This is a genomic window from Rhodoblastus acidophilus (assembly GCF_009720655.1).
GTDB classification, from domain to species: Bacteria; Pseudomonadota; Alphaproteobacteria; order Rhizobiales; family Beijerinckiaceae; genus Rhodoblastus; species Rhodoblastus acidophilus_A.
In genome coordinates this window covers 25,055-44,478 of record NZ_WNKS01000011.1, presented here as the reverse complement: position 1 = coordinate 44,478, position 19,424 = coordinate 25,055, and the positions used below count along the sequence as shown (strand labels likewise).

Sequence of the window (19,424 nt, the reverse complement as noted above, 5' to 3'; positions counted from 1 at the left end):
ATCGAGAACCCGCCTCCGACGCAGCGCGGCGCGGCCGACGGGCGCGACCATTTTGTCGCGCGCGCCTCTCCCTCGTCCAATTGTAATCTCTTGCTTCTTGAGGCCTCTATTGAGCAAGCAAGCGGGGACAAAAGGCAGTTTCAGATTGGCCCTGCTCTTCCAACCGCGAGAAAGCAATGAACGACAGGCCTGTTCCTGCAATCTTGGATCCGACCGATTGCGACCGCGAGCCCATCCATGTTCCGGGAGCTATTCAGCCGCACGGCCTCTTGTTTGCCTTTACGGAATCGAACTTCCAGATCGTCGCCGTAAGCTCCAATCTTTCGCAATTCGTTGCGCTTGATCCCGATGACGTGCTCGGGAGGTCGCTGGCGGACGTGTTCGACGCCCAGAGCGCCGCAACCTTACGCGCCGCGCTCGACGAGACCGGCGCGACCGTGGGTTCGCTCGTCCCAATCCGTCTGGCGCAGATCCGCGGCGCCGAATTTAGCGGCTCCATCCACCGCCACGCCGGTCTGACTTTCGTCGAGCTGGAGCCCCCCGAGCACGGCCTCGCCGACGCGCACGCTTTTTTCAGCCGCACCAGCGGCGCCATCAAACGGCTCCAGGCCGCGACGACGCTGGAAAGCGCCTGCGCGGCGGCGGCGCAGGAGGTGCGTGGGATCACGGGCTTCGACCGTGTGAAGGTCTACCGGTTCGCCGACGATTTCAGCGGCCAGGTGATCGCCGAGGACCGTGCGGAAGGGGTCGAATCCTTCCTGGGGCTACACTTTCCCTCCTCGGACATTCCGGCCCAGGCGCGCAAGCTTTATGCGCTCAACCCCTTGCGCATCATTCCCGACATCGACTACCGCCCGGCGCGCCTCGTTCCGGATATCAACCCCCTGAGCGGCCAGCCCATCGATCTCAGTCTGTCGGTCTTGCGCAGCGTGTCGCCCATTCATCTCGAATACATGCGCAACATTGGCATGCACGGAACCATGTCGATCTCGATCATGCGCGGCGAACGGCTTTGGGGCTTGATCGCCTGCCACAATCGCGCGCCACAACACGTCGGCCCCGATGCCCGTCAGGCTTCAGAAATGGTGGCGCAGGTCCTCGCCTGGCAAATCGGCGTGATGGAGGAGGAGGCGGTCACGCGCCAAACCCTGAAGGGCAAGACGATCCAGCGCAGCCTGATCAGCGACATCGAGCAATTGCGCGACCATCGCGCGGGTTTGGCGCGCAACAGCGCCGCTCTGCTGGAACTGATGGGCGCTTCGGGCCTCTGCCTCTACAGCCGCGAAGGCGTCACCACGCTGGGCGCGACGCCGCCCGAATCCGCCATTGAAAACCTTGTGAACTTTCTGGGGCGCGCCGAGGGCGCCGAACTCTTCCAGACCGACCGGCTGTCCGCGCTGTTGCCGGAAGCCGCCGCCTATGCCGACGTCGCCAGCGGCGTTCTCGCGGTGCCGCTGTCGCGCGCGCCGCCGAGGCGCGTGATGCTCTGGTTTCGTCCCGAAGTCGCGCAGACGGTCCGGTGGGCTGGCAATCCTGACAAGCCCGTCACCGTGGTGGACGGAGAATTGCGTCTCAGCCCCCGCCAATCCTTCGCGGCATGGACCGAGCAAACCCGCGGCCGAGCAATCCCCTGGCAAAACCATGAGATCGCGGCGGCCGTTGAGATCCGCGACCTCGTGACCGGCGTGATCTTGCGCAACACCGAAAAACTCGAGCGCGTGAACGCCCAGCTTGCGCGCAGCAACGAGGAGCTGGAGGCCTTCGCCCATGTCGCTTCCCACGACATCAAGGAGCCGCTGCGCCACATCGAGGCTTTCGCGGGGATGCTGGGCGAATCCATCCGTCCGATCGGCGACGGGCGGTTGCACAATCTGGTCGGCGGCATCGAAAGTTCTTCGCGGCGCCTGCGCAACCTGATCAAGGATCTCGCCGAATTCTCCCAGGTCGGGCGGCGGGCGAAGCCTCTTGCGCCGGCCTCGCTGCGGAACATCGCCGAGGACGTGGTCGCCGACCTGCGCCAGCGGATCGATGAAGCCGGGGCGACCGTGGACATCGATGCGCTGCCGGTCGCGCACTGCGATCACAACCAGATGCGGCAGGTATTGCAGAATCTGCTGTCGAACGCCGTCAAATATCGCCATTCCGACCGTCCTTGCCATATCCGCATCTTCGCGACGGTCCTGCCCGAGGAGGAGCGGCGCGGCGATGCGCGGACGCTTTCGACCCGCATTTGCGTCAGCGACAACGGCATCGGTTTCGATCCAAAATACGCCGAGCAGATTTTTGAACCTTTTCAACGCCTGCATGGCCCCGACGCTTACGAAGGGAGCGGAATAGGGCTGGCGATCTGTCGCAAGATCGTGCAGCGACATGGCGGATCGGTGGGCGTGGAGACGTCGCCCGGCCTTGGCTCGACGTTCTGGTTCACGCTCGGGACCCCGCTGGAGAATAAGACGCTGGCGCCGGAGCGGCCGCAATCATGACTAGATCAATAAAAACGCCCACGCCGGCGAACCTGATGGACGCCTATGGCAATCACGCCGCACTCGATCTGACGGATTGCGACCGCGAGCCGATCCATATTCCTGGCAACATCCAGCCGCACGGCGTCCTGTTGGCGTTTGTCGAACCCGAATTGCGGCCGGTGTCGGTCAGCGCCAATATTGAAACGCTCGTCGGCCTGTCGCCCGAGGCGGTCCTGCGCGAACCGCTGTCGGCGCGCATGACCGGCCAGAGTTTCGCCGATCTGACCGCGATCCTGGCCACCCCTGACGTCGCCGCGTTCAATCCCCAGCGCATGGACGTGCTCACGACCGCCGGACCGCAACCGTTCAACGGCATACTCCACCGCCACGACGGCTTGACCTTTCTCGAGCTCGAGCCGCGGCGCGGCGGCGAACAGGAGCCCGAATTCTTCCGCAGCATCCGCGCGGCGATCCGTCGGTTGCAGAAGGCGACCGACCTCAAGACGGTCTGTGACATCGCGGCCCGAGAGGTGCGCCGCCTCACCGGCTTTGACCGGGTCAAGATCTACCGCTTCGCCAAGGACTGGAGCGGCCAGGTCATCGCCGAAGACCGCGTCGAAACCATTCCATCCCTGTACGACTTCTGTTTTCCGGCGTCGGACATCCCGGCGCAGTCCCGCGCGCTCTACACCAGCAACGTGATCCGCATCATTCCTGATATCGGATATCGCCCGGCGCCGCTTGTGCCGGATTTCAACCCCGTCACCGGCGGACCGATCGACCTCAGCTACGCGGTTCTGCGCAGCGTCTCGCCGGTCCACCTGGAATACATGGTCAACATGGCTGTCTACGGCGCCATGTCGGTTTCGATCGTCCGCGATGGCCGGTTGTGGGGCATGATTTCCTGCCACAACACCCTGCCACATTTCGTGTCTTACGAGGTCCGGCAGGCGTGCGAACTGATCGCGCAGGTTCTGACCTGGCAGATCACGGTCGCCGAAGAGACCGAGATCGTGAACCACAACGTTCAGGTTCGCGCCATGCAGAACCGGATGCTGCATGAACTCGGCGACGAGCGCGACCTCAGGCAATGGCTGGTCCGAAGCGGCGCCGACATGCTCGCCCTGATGAGCGCGTCGGGGTTCGCGCTTTGCGGCTTTGACGGCGTCACGACCTTCGGCGCGACGCCGTCCGACAAGGAAATCCTCGACCTGGTGGAGTGGCTGGCGCGTCATGAGCCGCGCGACCTGTTCGAGACCGACAGCCTGTCCGCCCGCCATGCCGAGGCCGAGCACTACACGCATCTGGCGAGCGGCGTCCTCGCCGTCCCGCTCGGCCGGGTGTCGTCGACCCTGATGCTCTGGTTCCGTCCGGAACAGGCGCAGACCATTACCTGGGGCGGCGATCCGCATAAGCCGGTGCGGATCGGTCCCCACGGTGGCCGGTTGCAGACCCGGGCGTCCTTCGACGCCTGGCGCGAGGACGTCCGTGGCCGCTCCAAGCCTTGGCGCAGCCACGAGGTCGCGGCGGCGATCGAAATCCGCGATCTCGTCGTCGACGTCATTCTGGGCAACGCCGATGCGCTGGAGCGGGCCAACCGCGAGCTGTCGCGCAGCAACGACGAGCTGGAATCTTTCGCCTATGTCGCCGCCCACGACCTCAAGGAGCCGTTGCGCCACATCGAAGCCTTCGCCGGATTGCTCAAGGATTCGCTGTCGCCGGAGGCGAAGTCCCGGGTGAGCGCCATGGTCGACGGCATTGAGGCGTCTTCGCGGCGCTTGCGCGCCCTGATCAACGATCTCGCCGAATATTCGCGCGTGGGGCGGGACACTCGGCCGTTCGCCCCGGTCTCGATGGACGATCTGCTCGCTGAGGTGCTGGCCGATCTCAAGCCGGTGTTGAACGACACGCAAACGGTCATAACCTCCGAGTCGCTGCCGCTCGCGCTGTGCGATGGCGGGCAGGTCCGCCAGCTGTTTCAGAATCTGATTTCCAATGCGGTGAAATACCGCGACGCCGCGCGGCCTCCACGGATCGCGATCAGCGGCGGGTGGGAAGCCGGACCGCGCGCCGAGTCCGCGCGCGCAGGCGACCAGCCTCCCCGCGTTTGGATCGCCGTTCGCGACAATGGCATCGGCTTCGATGAAAAATATTGCGAACAGATCTTCGAGCCGTTCCAACGGCTGCACGGACAGGACGAATACGAGGGGACCGGCATCGGACTGGCGATCTGCCGCAAGATCGTGCAGAGACATGGGGGAAGCATCATCGCGCAAAGCCGGCCCGGCATGGGGTCCGTCTTCACTTTCACCCTGCCGGCCTTCAGCCCGGACCGACGGAACCCCCAGACATGACTTCGCACCGTGAGAGCGCCGCCCCCCTCGTGCTGGTCGCTGAGGACCATAACTACGACAAGATGATCCTCGAGGAGGTTTTCGCGCGCGCCGGCATAACGGCCGATCTGCGTTTCGTCTGCGACGGCGAACAGATGCTGGACTATCTGAACCGGCGCGGGCGCTATGCTGAAGAGTTGTCTGCGCCGACTCCGGCCTTGATCCTCCTCGATCTCAACATGCCGCGCCTGGATGGACGCAAGGTGATTCGCATCATGCGCGCCGATGAAAATCTCCGTCATCTGCCGGTGATCGCACTGTCGACGTCCGAAAGCCGGAAACACATCACCGAAGCCTATTCAATCGGAATCAACGCGTACATGGTCAAGCCGGCCAACATCCCGGACTACGTGGCGAAGATCAAATCGCTTTGGCATTTCTGGATGGTGACGGCGTCGTTGCCGGCCGTAGAGACTTCCCCGCCATGAGCGCGGGAAAGATCAAGGTTCTGCTCGTCGACGACGCGGAGATCGAGTTCCGTTCGCTGCAACGCATTCTGCACAAATTTTCAAAGCCGCTTTATCGTCTAGATTGGGCGTCGAGCTACGCGGAAGGGCTCGCCGCGATCCGGCTCAACCAGCACGATGTCTATCTGATCGACTTCAAGCTTGGTCCCGACAGCGGCCTTGATCTCATCCGCTGCGCACGCGAGCAGGGCCTGGTGAAGCCGATCATTCTGCTGACGGCGTATGGCAACGCCGCGGTCGACGCTGCGGCGACCGAAATCGGCGCCAACGACTATCTCGCGAAAGGCGAATTCGACGCAGTCGTTCTCGATCGCGCGGTGCGCTATGCTACGCGGCAGGCGCGCAACATGGTCGAAATGGAACGACGATTAGCGGAGACCCAGGCCGTCATCGCCAAACTGCAGCTTGAAACCGAACGGCGGACCCTCGCTGAAGTCGAACTGTCGAACGTCCTGGGCCGCATGGTGTCCGAGCAGGAGGCGGAACGCCGGCGCATCACCCGCGAATTGCACGACAATATCGGACAATCCCTGACCCTGCTTCAACTCGGTCTCGGATCGATCAAGGGCTGCCCGACGGCGGGATGCGGGGCGGCGGAGAACGCTGCCGCCATGCTCAACATCACCAGGCACATGAGCGTCGAGTTGCACCGGCTGGCGTGGGAAATCCGGCCGGCGGCGCTCGATGATCTCGGACTTGAATCCGCGATCAGCCAGCTCGCCGCGGAATGGGGCAAGCACTGCGAACTGACCTTCAGCTTGCATCTGGCCCTGGGCGCCCGCCGTTTGCCGTCCGATGTCGAGAGCGCGATTTATCGCGTGGTGCAGGAAGCCATAACCAACGTGGTGCGACACTCCCAGGCGAGCCAAGTCGGAATCATTCTCAAACTCAGGAACAATGAAGTCACGTGCATCATCGAAGACAACGGATGCGGCATCGGGCGCGATCACGTGAAAGAGCCCGACCCCACGAGGAAACGGCTGGGATTGCTCGGGATGAGGGAACGGCTTGCGCTCATTCACGGCACGCTTGAACTTGAATTCACACGCGGACGCGGCGCCACAGTATTCGTGCGCGTGCCGCTTCAAGACCCGTCGGTGACGCCTAAGGACGATTCATGACGCGTTCTTCGTCCCGAAAGTCTGTTTGTGGGCCGTAATCCGCCTTGCCGGCAATTTCGGCGTTGGTCCGCTTGCCGCCGTTCTCTGCCTTCGACCAAGCGCGCGGCCCCTCTGCATGTAGTGGGTGTATACGTCAACCGCATAGGCCCGATCAGGACTAAGAATAGCCTGCGGGCGCAGGCCCCGCCCGCCCTCTGGCCCTGTGATACGCCGTCGCCATACTTGCCTGCCTTCGCCGCTTCGACTTTGCGGCTGGTGAGCTTGCCCATTTCAAATACGTCCACAAAATGATCCACAACTACGCATGAAATTACGACGACCATTGTGATACGATTTCCGAAGGATCAGTTCGGAAATCGTATTCCGCTCGCGCGGAGATTCGCCCTTCGCCCGAAGGATTTCCGCGCGATTTCGTTTTCGCGGATCGCGAAGCGATCTTCGCGGAAACCGTATGAGACGTGCAAGGACATTTCCAACCATAACCTCCTGTTATTAAATATATTACTGAGCCGCAATGAGATCGCCTGGACCATTAGGTTTGCGCCCTCTTGCGGCACCACCATTTCAACGGGTTAAGCCAAAAACTCCCAAAAGCGAAAGCTGATGACCGATCCAGGGTAACTCTGGGGGTTAACAATTGGCGCCAGGCTTGGGCTTTATCATCACGGCTGCGGGCGGGGTGTTCCGCATGTGATTCGCATTCTGTGGTGGCGCGATGGACGCACCGGACCTTTGCGGCAAAGCGACGCGACGATAACGCACTGGATCAGTCATGCTTGATTTGTTCATCATCTCCGCGCGCTCAACGACCCGATGCGCGGCTTCGATCATGTTGATGGCGGGGTTGTTCGACAGGCTTGTGCGGCCCAAGAATCTGCCTCCGGGCGCCATGCGCACGGAGGCGCCGATCGAATAGCTTTCGCGAACGCGATGCGGGCGCATGGCTTCATGAGCGTCATCAGGACCCCAGACCGGCGTGAGATCGCCCGCACGGAACAAGGAAGCCTGAGTTACGGCGTCGCGGCGGTCCGTCTTAACGCGATCGCCTGGCCGTGTCGAAATCAAGGAAGGCGCGACCACCATGGACGCATGAGCCGAGCGAGCGGCTTCGCCGACGATTCGCTGGAACGCAATGGCCTGCGCGTGGCGCGCCTCTCCACGCCAATGGAGCGGCCAATGCCCAGTTTGATCTGGATCAGCAACCAGCGGCTGTAGAATCGCGATAATATGAACCTCTTCAAGAGATTCGCGGACATGCCTTCGATGAAAGCCTTTTTTATGGAGCGGGGGGCGTCGGTTTCTCTCGCCGCTGTCTGCGCCGTATTGACGGTCCTGAGCGGCTGTCAGAAGAAGAACAATTATGTGGCGCCGCCCCCGGCGAAGGTCGCGGTCGCGCAACCCGTCCAGTCGCCCGTAACCCTCTACGCAGAGTTCACCGGCAATACGGCGCCCTCCGCGAAGGTCGACGTCGAAGCCCGAGTGCAAGGTTTTTTGCAATCAATCGGCTACCGGGACGGCGCGCCTGTGAAAAAGGGGCAGGTTCTTTTCGAGATCGAGAAGGATCAATACCAGGCGCAGGTCGACTTGCAGAAGGCGACGCTCGCGAGCGCGCAGGCCACGGAAGCCAACGCCAAGAGCCAATATGGCCGCCAATCGACCCTGGGGCAGAAGAGTTTCGCCAGCCAGAGCGTGGTCGACGACACCAAGACGAAACTGGATGCGGCGACGGCCGATGTGGCGGTGGCGCAAGCCAAACTCAAAACGGCCGAGACCTCCCTCTCCTACACCACCGTGAAGGCGCCGTTCGATGGCGTGGCGACGCGGCATCTGGCCGATGTCGGCGCGCTGGTCGGATCGTCCGGCGTCACCAAGCTCGCGACGATCCTGCAGGTCGATCCGATCCTGGTTTATTTCACGATTTCCGAAAAGCAGCAGCTCGACATGCGCGACGCCCTCGCCAAACAGGGCAAGACGCTGAAAGACATGCGCGAAGGCGCGCGCGACCTGCCCTTCGAAATCGCGTTGGGGCCGGACCTCGCCTTCGGCCGCCAGGGCAAGATCGACTATATCGCTCCGGACGTTGAAAGCGCCACAGGCACGCTGCAGCTGCGCGGCGTACTGGAGAACCCGAACGTCGATCTGGTGCCTGGGCTGTTCGTTCGGGTGCGCGTGCCCATCGGCAAGATCGACGCGGCCCTGCTAGTCAATGATGTCGCTGTCCAGTCCAACCAGACCGGCAGCTATGTCATGGTGGTCGGCAAGGACGATATCGTCGAGCAGCGTCAGGTGACGACCGGTCCGGTGGAGGGCCAGCTTCGCGTCATCACCAGCGGGCTCCAAGCCGGCGACAGGGTCGTCATCGGCTCCATTCAGCGCGCGATCCCCGGCAACAAAGTGGCTCCGGAAAACGCGACCATGGCGGCCGCGCCCAACGGACCGAAGCCCGCGCCCGCCGCCCTCGAGGGCGCCGAAAGCGGCAAGACCAAACCCTGATCCCGATCCCGCGCATTTGAGACGGACATCATGTTCTCGCGCTTTTTCATCGAACGGCCGGTCCTGTCCAATACGCTGGCGCTCGTCATCGTTCTGATCGGGGCGCTTTCGCTGCGAAGCCTGCCGGTTTCGCAATATCCGAATGTCGTTCCGCCCACCGTCTCGGTGACGGCGACCTATCCCGGCGCCAGCGCGCGCACCGTGATGGACAGCGTCGCCCTGCCGATCGAGCAGCAGGTCAACGGCGTCAAGGGCATGATCTACATGCAATCGACGAGCGCGAGCGACGGCAGCTACAGCCTGACCGTGACCTTCGACATCGGCACGGACCCGGATATGGCGCAGGTCCTGGTGCAGAACCGCGTCGCCCTGGCAAGCGCCCAATTGCCGACGGCCGTTTCGGCCCAGGGCCTAAACGTGCAGATGAAATCCACCTCGATTCTGCAATTCATCAGCCTCTATTCATCGGACGGTCGATACGACACCCTGTTTCTCTCCAACTATGCCAAGATCAATCTCGAGAATGAACTGGCGCGCGTTCCGGGCGTCGGCAATGTCTCGGTGCTGGGCGCGGGCTCCTACGCCATGCGCATCTGGCTCGACCCGGACCGCTTGCAGGCTTACGGGCTGACGCCGAGCGACGTGATCACGGCGATCCAGCAGCAGAGCAATCAGGTGACGGTGGGGCTCGTGGGCGGGCCGCCGGCCCCAGCCATGGCGAATTTCCAATATGTGCTGAATGTTACCGGCCGTTTCGATGACCCCGGCGATTTCGAGACCATCGTCGTCAAGGCGGTCGACCAGGGCGGCGGCAAGATTGTTCGCGTGCGGGATCTTGCTCGAGTTGAGCTGGGCGCCGCGTCCTATGGCCAGACCGCGACCATCGACGGCAAGCCCTCGGCGGCGATCGCCATCTCGCAACTCACGGGCGCCAATGCTTTGACGGTCGCGGAGAGCGTCAACGCCAAAATGCAGGAGCTGGCGAAATCCTTCCCCACCGGACTCGCGTATAAAATTTCGTTCGACAGCACCAAATTCATCACCGCCTCGATCGAAGAGGTCTATGAAACCCTGTTCATCGCGGCCGGCCTGGTGCTGATCGTCATCTTGCTGTTCCTGCAAGACTGGCGGGCGATGCTGGTGCCGGCGACCACGGTCCCGGTGACCATTGTCGGCGCTTTCGCAATCATGGCCCTGATGGGATTCAGCGTCAACACGACGACGCTTTTCGCTTTGGTGCTGGCGATTGGCATTGTCGTCGACGACGCCATCGTCATCGTCGAGGGCGTCGTGACCCACATCGACGCGGGCCTGTCGAGTCGCGACGCGGCGGTCAAGGCCATGTCGCAGCTGCTTGGCCCGATCATCGGCATCACACTGGTGCTCATGGCGGTGTTTCTCCCGGCGGCGACGCTCTCGGGCCTGACCGGCAAGATGTATCAGCAATTCGCGCTCGTCATCGCCGCCACCGCGCTCATTTCGGCGGTGAACGCCCTGACGCTCAAGCCAACCCAATGCGCCCTGTGGCTGCGGAAATCGACGCCCCCCGAAAAACGGAACATCGTCTATCGCGCCTTCAACACGGTCTATGCGCATGCAGAGACCGTCTATGCCAACCTCATCAGGCGATTGGTGGCGCGCGATCTCTTGACCGCAACGGTCGGCGTCGCGCTGGCCGGCCTCGCCTTCTACGGTCTGGCGCGCGTGCCGACCGGATTCCTGCCCGATGAGGATCAGGGCTATTTCATCGTCAGCGTCAATCTTCCCGACGCCGCATCGGCCCAACGAACCGCCGCGACGGTCGCCGAGGCGGTCAAGCGGGTGGAGAAAACGCCCGGCGTGGAAAGCGTGATCGGCGTTTCCGGAATTTCACCGCTCGACAACAACGCCACGCTCTACAACGCGGGCATGCTCTATGTCGTCTTGAAGGACTGGGACCAGCGCAAAAGCTCGGAATTGAGCATTGGCGCGATCACAGCGAAAGCGCGCGGCGCTCTGGACGACATGGACACCGCGACCTCCCGGATACTTCTGCCGCCGCCGATCCAGGGCATCGGCAATAGCAGCGGCTTCACCATGATGGTCGAGGCGAAAGACGGGCAATCCGACTTCCTCGCGCTCCAGAACGCGGCCGACCAGATCGCCCAGAACGCGGCGACGCAGTCGGGCCTTTCGCATGTCGGCGCCAATTTCACCGGAAACGTGAAGAGCTTGCGGCTGGTGGTGGACCGCGCCAAAGCGGAGACGCGGGGCATTACAGTCGGACAGGTGTTCTCGGCGCTGGAAAGCTATCTCGGCTCCACTTACGTGAACCAGTTCAACAAGTTCAACAATGTGTTCCAGGTCTATGTGCAGGCCGACGCGCCATTCCGGCTCCAGCCGGACGATGTGCTCAAACTGAAGGTCAAGGCGGCCAATGGCCAGATGGTTCCGATCGGCGCCATGGCGAGCATCAAAGATGAAACGGCGCCGCCCCTGATCACGCTCTACAATCTCTACCCGTCCGCGACTGTCGTCGGCGCCCCGGCGACCGGGTTCAGCTCGGGCGAAGCCATGACGCTGATGGGCGAAATCGCCGAAAAGTCGCTGCCCCCCTCGATGGGTTTCGCCTGGACCGGCATGTCCTATCAGGAGCTGATCGTCGGCAACCAGATTTACGGCGTGTTCGCCATCGCCCTGCTCCTGGTCTATTTCGTACTCTCAGCCCAATATGAGAGCTGGCTTCAACCGCTGGCGGTCATCCTGTCCGTGCCGCTGTCGCTGCTGGGCTCCGTCGCGGCGCTGCTGGCGACCGGCATGTCCAATAATCTGTATACGCAGATCGGCGTGGTGCTCCTGATCGCGCTCTCGGCGAAAAACGCCATTCTGGTAGTGGAATATGCCCGGGAAAAACGCGCCGAGGGTTTCGCCATCGCCGAGGCCGCGGTGGAGGCGGCGCGCCTGCGCTTCCGCCCCATCCTTATGACTTCGTTTGCTTTCATTTTCGGCATGCTGCCGCTCGTCTTCGCCACGGGCGCGGGGTCCGGAGCGCGTGTCTCCATCGGCGTCGCTGTCGTCAGCGGCATGCTCGCCTCCACTTTTCTGGCGGTCTTGTTCGTGCCGGCTTTCTTCTCCGTACTCGAGCGACTGGCGCAGTGGCGCTCCAGAAGTCCCGCGACAGCCTGACGGCGCTCACGGCGCATTGGCTTTTCCGAGGTGAATTGCTGCTCGCGGGCGCCTTGCGGCCCTTCGACGGGCGGCTGTCACCTCGCACATCTAAAAAATTGATATAAAAGAGATTAATAACCACGGAACGTACACCGGACAACGTTGGCGCATATGAGTTCGGCGCCTTCTTGCGGCGCCACTTCTTTCAAGTCCGTCCGAAATCGTATGATGCAGATCTGAAAGCCGGCGTCTCAGCGCAGAACGTGCTTATCCGCCGCCCGCGTGCGGCCACAAAAAGTGCGAGCGCTTTTGGGGTTCATAGCGGCCATACCCGCAGCGCCGATAGACGCAAGGGGATAGCTGGCGCTCGCCAGTTTCGAATTCCAAGCCGCCAGGCGCCGCGAAAATCCCCACGATGTCCCGCCCGGCGAGCAGCCCGTTCGGCATGGTCAATTCCGACGCGACAAGCATCCGCCGCGCTATCCGCACAGCGCCGACACCCGATCGGCGCTGTGCGACTTTCTCACGACCCGACCGGCTCCGCAGCCGCGCCTTCCACGACTTTCTTTTTCTTGCCCTTGCGCTCCTCGAACGCCTGCAGCACGGCGAAGAACGACGGCACGAACAGCACGGCGAGGCAGGTCGAGGCGATCATACCGCTGAACACGCTGATGCCGAGCGATTTGCGCGCATTGGCGCCGGCGCCGGTGGCGAGCACCAGCGGCAGCACGCCGAGAATGAAGGCGAACGACGTCATCAGGATCGGACGGAAGCGGACCCGCGCCGCTTCGACCGCGGAATCCCAAATGGGCTTGCCGTGGATGACCCGATTCTCGCGCGCCACTTCGACGATCAGAATGCCGTTTTTCGCCGAAAGCGCGATCAGCAGCATCAGGCCGATCTGGGTATAAAGGTTGTTCGCCGCCCCCACGGCCGTCAGCGCGATCACCGGGCCGAGCAGGGCCAGCGGCACCGCCGACAACACCGCGAGCGGCAGGATCCAGCTCTCGTACTGACCGGCGAGCACCAGATAAACCAGCAGCAGCGACAGCGCGAACACCACGTAGAGCTGATTGCCGGTGAGCTTTTCCTGGTACGACATCGCCGTCCATTCGAAGGTCACATCGGGGGGCAAGATTTGCTTGGCGATGGCCTCCATGGCGTCCATGGCCTGCCCCGAACTGAAGCCGGGCGCCGGCCCGCCGATGATGGTCGAGGACGGAAAGAGATTGTACTGGGTGATCAGCGCCGGCGCGACGGTCGATCCCAGATGGGCGACCGAGCCGATCGGCACCATGGCGCCGTCCTGGCTGCGTACATAAAGGTTCAACAGATCCTCGGGGTGCAGGCGGAATTTCGAATCCGCCTGGACATAGATTTGCAGCGACAGCCCGAATTTGTTGAACTGGTTGACATAGGTCGAGCCGACATAATCGGTGAGCGCGGCGAACACGTCGCCGACGCTGACGCGCAGCGTCTGCGCGCGGTCGCGGTCGACGGTCAGCGCAATATGCGGCGCGTCATTGCGGAACGTGGTCAGCACGTTGCGCAAAGCCGGGTCCTTGTTGGCGGCGGCGACGATGGCTTCGGTGAGATTGCCGAGTTTTTCGAAATCCGTGCTGCCGCCGAGCAGTTCGAGCTGCATCTGGAAGCCGCCGGCGTTGCCGATGCCCTGGATCGCCGGCGGCGGCAGCACAAAGGCCTTGCCGTCCGGCAGCGAGGCCACCGCCGCCGACAGGTTCTTGTAGATCGAAAGAAGGTCCTGGTCCCTAGCCTTGAGCCGCTCGTCAAAAGGCTTGAGCATGACCCAGGCAGCGCCGGCGTTGAACATGTCGGCGCTGTTGTCGAGCAGCGACATGCCGGAAATCGCGATCACCTCGTCCACGCCGGGGATTTTGCGCGCCGCCTCGGTGACCGCCTTCAACGACGCCTTGGTCCGGCCGATCGCCGCGCCTTCGGGCAATTGCGTGGCGACGAGCAGATAGCCCTGGTCGTCGATGGGGATGAACGCCGTGGGCAGGCGCGCCAAGCCCCAGAAACCGAGGCCGGAGACGATCAGCGCGATCACCACCATCAGCTTACTGCGACGCACCATGCGGCCGATCAGCCCGGCATAGCGGCGCTCCATCGGATCATAGACGGCGTTGAAGGCGCGGAAGATGAAATTGCGTTTTTCCGGCGGCACGGGCTCGCGCAGCCACAGCGCGCATTGCGTCGGCTTCAGCGTCGCCGCGTTGATGGCGCTGATCAGGGCGGTCACGGCGATGACCAGCGCGAATTGCGCGAACATGTTGCCGGTGAGGCCGGGCACGAAGGCCGCCGGAATGAACACCGCCATCAACACCAGGGTGATGCCGATGATCGGGCCGAACAGTTCGTCCATCGCCTTGATCGCGGCGTCGTGGCCGGACAGCCCTCGTTCGATATATTTGGTCACGCCTTCGACGATGACGATGGCGTCATCGACGACGATGCCGATGGCCAGCACGATGCCGAACAGGGTCGACAGGTTGACCGTGTAGCCGAGCGCCGCCATGCCGGCGAAGGCGCCGATGATCGTGACCGGCACGGTCGTCGCCGGAACCAGCGTCGCGCGAAAATTCTGCAGGAAGGCCAGGATAACGATCAGCACCAGAATGCCGGCCTCGTAAAGCGTCCGATAGACTTCCGCGATCGAATCCTTGACGAAAACGGTGGTGTCATAGGGGACGGCGAATTGCAGCCCCTCCGGGAAGCGCTTGGCCATCTTCGCCATCAGCGCCTTGACCTCCTTGCCAACCTCCAGCGAATTGGCCTCAGGCGTCTGGTAGATGCCGATGCCGGCGGCGGGCCGGCCGTTGACAATAAAATCCTGGGCGTAGGTCTGCGATCCCAGTTCGATTCGCGCGACGTCGCTGAGATGGATCAGCCGGCCGCCCTGCGCGGTCTGGTCCTTGATGACGATGCTGGCGAATTCCTCGGGCTGGTCGAGCCGCGACTTCACGTCGATCGTAAACTGGAACGGCGTATCCGCCGGCGCCGGCGGCATGCCGACCTGGCCGGCGGCGATGTTCTGGTTCTGCTCGCGGACGGCGCGGATCACGTCCTTGGGATCGAGACCGAAGGATTGCAGCTTCTCCGGGTCCATCCAGATGCGCATGGAATAGGTGCCGGCGCCAAAAACTTTGACGCTGCCGACGCCCGGCAGACGCGCCAGTTCGTTGACCAGGTTGATGGTCGCGTAATTGCTCAGAAACAGGCTGTCGTAGCGGTCGTCGGGCGATTGCAGCGTCACGATCTGCAGAATCGCCGTGTTCTTCTTCTGCACGCTAACGCCCTGCGCCTGCACCGGCTGCGGCAGGGAGGCCAGGGCGAGCTGCACGCGATTCTGCACCAGCACCTGATCGATGTTGGGATCGGTGCCGATTTCAAAAGTGACGGTCAGGCTGTAAGTCCCGTCCGGCGCCGAGGTCGACTCCATGTAGAGCATGCGGTCGACGCCATTGACCTGCGTCTCGATCGGCAGGGCGATGGTGTTGATCACGGTCTGGGCGCTGGCGCCGGGATAGCTCGCGGTCACCTGCACGGTGGGCGGCACGACATTGGGATATTCCGACACCGGCAGCCGGTACAAGGAGACCGCGCCGATGAGCACGAGCACGATGGCCAGCACATTGGCCAGCACCGGGCGCTCGATGAAGAATTTTGACATCATCGGCCTTGGTCCTTGGTTCTGGCGGTCACGGGTTTTGCGAGCCGGCGCATGAAGAGGCTCATCTGTCGAGCGCTGCGGGCGTCGGCTTGATCTTCATGCCGGGCGAGACGCGCCAGAGTTCGCCGACGACGATCTGCTCGTTGCGCTCGACGCCGCTGGTGACGACCTGCCAGGAGCCAACGAGCGAACTCAGCTTGACGTAGCGCTTCTGCGCGACGTCGTCGGGGCCGACGACCAGCAGGAAGCGGCCGCCCTGGTCCTCCTGCAACGCGCGCTGGGGAACCAGCAGCGCGCTCTGAATGACCTTGCCCATGGGCAAACGCACCCGGACGAACACGCCGGGCAGCAGGGCGCGTTTCGGATTCGGGAGGATGCCGCGGACGAACAGCGTGCCGGTCGAGGGGTCGATCGACGGCGCCACATATTGCAGGGTCCCCTGATGCGGGAAGCCGGTCTCGTCCGAGAGCGCGGCCTCGACGGGAATGCGATGCAATTCGTCGAGGCTCAGGCGGCGCTGATCGAGATTGGCGCGGATTTGCAGGGCCTGCTGGCTGCTGATGTTGGCGACGACGTAGATCGGATCGAGCTGGGTGATTTGCGCGAGCGACGCGCTCTTGGGATCGGAGCCCACCATATTGCCGGGATCGACCAGATGCTTGGCCATCTGGCCGTCGAAGGGCGCGCGCACTTCGGTGTAGGACAGGTTGAGCGCGGCGATCTCGACCTGCGCCTGCGCCGCCAGAATGTTGGCTTCGGCGGTCTTCTCCTGGAACACCCAGTGGTCGACCTCGACCTGCGAGGTCGCATGCTGTTTCAACAGCCCGGTAAAACGCCCGACTTCGAGATGCGCATGATCGCGGGCGACCTTTTGCGCCTGGAGCTGGGCCTGCGCCTGTTGCAACTGCGCCTTGTACTGGTCCTGCTGGATGGTGAACAGCAGGTCGCCCTTCTTGACGAGCGCGCCGTCCTCGAAATGGATTTTTTCGAGATAGCCGGGCACGCGGGCGACGAGCATGACCTGGTTGACCGCGTCGGCGTTGCCGGTCACCTCCAGGCTCTCATTGACCGTCTGCACCCGGGGCGTCACCACCGGAATCGCCGGCGGCTCGGCCTGCGCGACCAGGGTCGCCGGCTCGGCGGCGCGGGCGGGCGCTGTTGCGACAGCGGCCAAAAGCGCTGCGCCGGCGAAAAATTTCAACGAAGTTTTGAATTTGGTCGAAGTTCTGAATTTGGTCATGGCGATCACCATTGCGGCGCCCTTACGGTCGGCCCGATGTCGGACGGAGAGGGAAGTCCCGGCGCCGCCGGTTGCGGCTGGTCGGCGGGCGGCAGGACATCGCCCCAATTGGTGCGCGCGCGCATTTCGGCGCGGGTCGGCTCGTTGACGAAATCATGGCCCTCCCGGATCTGCCAGCCGCCGCCCAGGGCGCGATAAGTCATGGTCAGGCCGACCGAGACATTGCCTTGCGCGACGGCGAGATTGTTCTGCGCCTGATAAAGATTCTGCTCGGCGGTCAGCACCGTGGTGAAGTCGCGCGAGCCCAGCTGATATTGCTGCAAGGCGATGACCAGCGCCTGGCTGGCGGCAGTGACGCTGCGCTTGAGATAGGCGACCTGCTGGCGCCCCTGCACCACGGCGCTGAGCCCGTCCTCGACCTCGCGCTGCGCCTTCAACACCGTGTTTTGGTAATTGATCAGGAGCGCCTGCAATTCGGCGTCCTGCACGCGGACATTGTTGGTGATCTGGCCGTAATTGAGGATCGGCCAGCTGAACGAGGGGCCGAAGGCGAAGGTGATGCTCTGCGGGCTGAACAATTGGTTCAGGCTGTGGCCGTTGGTCGAGCTGGCCAGCGTGCCGATCACGCCGCCCAGCGAAAAGGCCGGAAACAGATCGGCCTCGGCGACGCCGACCTGGGCGCTTTGCGCCGCCGCCTTCAGTTCGGCGGCGCGAATGTCGGGCCGGCGCCGCAGCAGTTCGGCGGGGATGCCGACCGCGACATTGGCCGAGGTCGAGGGAATGCCCTTCGAATGCGCCAGCAGGCCGTCGAGCGAGGCCGGCGTCATGCCGAGCAGGACGCGCAGCGCGTTTTCCTGCTTCTGCATTTGCGCGGTCAGTTGCGGGATCGCCGACTGGGTTTGCGCCAGCACGTTTTCCGCCTGGAGCGGGTCGAGCTCGGAGGTCGCGCCGCCCTTGTAGCGCGCCTGCGCGAGGGCCAGAGCCTGCTTCTGCTTGACGACGTTGTCCTTGGCGATGGCGATCTGCTGCTGCAGGGTGCGAATGGAGATATAGGTGCTGGCGACATCGCCGATCAACGTCACGAGCACGTCGTCATAGCTGGCGATCGTGGCGAGATAGGCGGCATCAGCCGATTCGACGCCGCGGCGGAACTTGCCCCAGAAATCCAGCTCCCAGGCCACCTGGCCGCCGAGATTGACGCGCCAAAACTGCCGGTCGAGCGTGTTGTACGGGTTCGAGGTGGCGTCGCTGCGGCTCGGCTGCATATAGTCGCCGGAGCCGTTCAACTGCTGCGTCTGCGGAAAGAACTCGCCGATGGCGATGCCGAGGCTCGCCCGCGCCTTGATGACCCGGGCGCCCGCCTCCATCAGGGTGAGATTCTGCTCATAGGCGAGGTCGACCAGCCGGTTGAGGGTGGGATCGCGGTAGACGGTCCACCAATTGCGATAATTTTGCCGGTTGGTCTTGATCGACGGAACATGCGCCTCCCGCCAACTCGCCGCCACGGGCGCAGGCGGCGTGACGAAATTCGGCCCGACGGCACAGCCCGCGAGCGGCGCAACCAGAGCCAGCGCCCCCCACCGAACGGACGCGCCCCTGCGCAAGCGCCGGGAGATGTCGTGATCTCGACTCATCGGACATCCCGCCCAGCGAAATTAACCATGGGTTAACCTGTTTCTGATCTGATCGAATAATATGCTTAGGGTTAGGCGCCGGCCGCCTGACGATCAAGCAATGGTTGGAATTGCGCGCCGTTTTCCCAGTCCTGTTGCAACTTGGCAACGCCGGCAATTGGCCGCATACGAAAATCACAACCACGCGATACGCATCGCGCCCGCGTTTTACGGGTGCTCGACCAGCCTATTCAAATCGCCGGCACAGTAGTTATGGGCGCCTCTGCTGCCCCAACGGCAACCTTCTAGCGACGCCATGTCGTCAACAGCGGCCACAAGACCTGCATCACCGTGAAGAGGAAGGCGGTGCTGATGCCAAACAGGATCATGCCGTCGGCGGCTTCCAGCGCGCCCAGCATCCGCCAGTCGTGTTCCAGGAAAAGCCCCGAGGCGCCGCGCGTCGTCATGGCGTCGATGGAATAGAGCATCGCCTTCGAGGGCGAATCCAGGGCGCCGACCCAGTAATAGGCTGCGGCCCAGATGGCATATTCGATTCCATGAAGAAGCGCCAAAAGGAGCCCGCACGATCCGATCGCCACCATGACGAACAGGACGCCCTTGTGCAAACCGAGCTTCCAGGTCGACACTCTGTCTTTGAGCCCCGATCCCGCAAAGGCGATCATGACGACGCCCATCGTGTGGACCGCCGTGGTCAACACAATGAGCAGCAAGCCCAGAGCCGTGTCTTTCAATCCCCAATACATTTCATCGATCCAGATTTTGAAAGACAACGT

General features: G+C 63.1%; 10 protein-coding genes and 1 pseudogene. 6 read left to right on the top strand and 5 right to left on the bottom strand.

The annotated features are described in order from the left end of the window. Positions 1–176: 176 nt before the first annotated feature. Genes GJ654_RS12720 through GJ654_RS12705 form a run of 4 tightly spaced genes read left to right on the top strand, consistent with a single transcriptional unit; the run spans position 177 to position 6,446 of the window. Positions 177–2,483: an ATP-binding protein gene (locus tag GJ654_RS12720; RefSeq protein ID WP_155446531.1), complete on the top strand. Its 2,307-nt coding sequence runs from the start codon at positions 177–179 to the stop codon at positions 2,481–2,483. Between the two features lie 35 nt (positions 2,484–2,518). Then, positions 2,519–4,819: an ATP-binding protein gene (locus GJ654_RS12715; protein ID WP_246664735.1), complete on the top strand. Its 2,301-nt coding sequence runs from the start codon at positions 2,519–2,521 to the stop codon at positions 4,817–4,819. Beyond that, positions 4,816–5,286, top strand: coding sequence for a response regulator (locus GJ654_RS12710; protein WP_155446529.1), 471 nt, complete (start codon positions 4,816–4,818; stop codon positions 5,284–5,286). The genes GJ654_RS12715 and GJ654_RS12710 overlap by 4 nt, the downstream gene beginning before the upstream one ends. Further along, positions 5,283–6,446 (top strand): hybrid sensor histidine kinase/response regulator, encoded by a 1,164-nt coding sequence (locus GJ654_RS12705; RefSeq protein WP_155446528.1) that lies wholly within the window; start codon positions 5,283–5,285, stop codon positions 6,444–6,446. The genes GJ654_RS12710 and GJ654_RS12705 overlap by 4 nt, the downstream gene beginning before the upstream one ends. Positions 6,447–7,382: 936 nt before the next feature. Here the strand turns inward: GJ654_RS12705 and GJ654_RS21255 are convergent. Next, positions 7,383–7,538 (bottom strand): annotated as a pseudogene (locus tag GJ654_RS21255) (IS110 family transposase); the annotation flags it as partial. A 171-nt stretch (positions 7,539–7,709) separates the two neighbouring features. On the opposite strand from GJ654_RS21255, the gene GJ654_RS12695 reads away from it, so the two are divergent. After that, positions 7,710–8,939: an efflux RND transporter periplasmic adaptor subunit gene (locus GJ654_RS12695; protein WP_246664732.1), complete on the top strand. Its 1,230-nt coding sequence runs from the start codon at positions 7,710–7,712 to the stop codon at positions 8,937–8,939. Positions 8,940–8,969: 30 nt separating this feature from the next. After that, on the top strand, positions 8,970–12,104 hold the full coding sequence (locus GJ654_RS12690; RefSeq protein ID WP_155446526.1) for an efflux RND transporter permease subunit: 3,135 nt from the start codon (positions 8,970–8,972) through the stop codon (positions 12,102–12,104). Between the two features lie 505 nt (positions 12,105–12,609). On the opposite strand, the gene GJ654_RS12685 is transcribed toward GJ654_RS12690, so the two are convergent. The 4 genes from GJ654_RS12685 to GJ654_RS12670 form a co-directional block, all read right to left on the bottom strand. After that, a complete protein-coding gene (locus tag GJ654_RS12685; RefSeq protein ID WP_155446525.1) occupies positions 12,610–15,780 on the bottom strand; it encodes an efflux RND transporter permease subunit in 3,171 nt (1,056 codons plus the stop codon). Between the two features lie 58 nt (positions 15,781–15,838). After that, positions 15,839–17,017 carry an efflux RND transporter periplasmic adaptor subunit gene (locus GJ654_RS12680; protein ID WP_196305544.1) on the bottom strand — a complete coding sequence of 393 codons (1,179 nt, stop codon included), beginning with the start codon at positions 17,015–17,017 and terminating at the stop codon, positions 15,839–15,841. A gap of 5 nt (positions 17,018–17,022) precedes the next feature. Beyond that, positions 17,023–18,651 carry an efflux transporter outer membrane subunit gene (locus GJ654_RS12675; RefSeq protein WP_155446523.1) on the bottom strand — a complete coding sequence of 543 codons (1,629 nt, stop codon included), beginning with the start codon at positions 18,649–18,651 and terminating at the stop codon, positions 17,023–17,025. 284 nt (positions 18,652–18,935) lie between these two features. Beyond that, positions 18,936–19,421, bottom strand: coding sequence for a hypothetical protein (locus tag GJ654_RS12670; protein WP_210350832.1), 486 nt, complete (start codon positions 19,419–19,421; stop codon positions 18,936–18,938). Between the last annotated feature and the right edge of the window lie 3 nt (positions 19,422–19,424).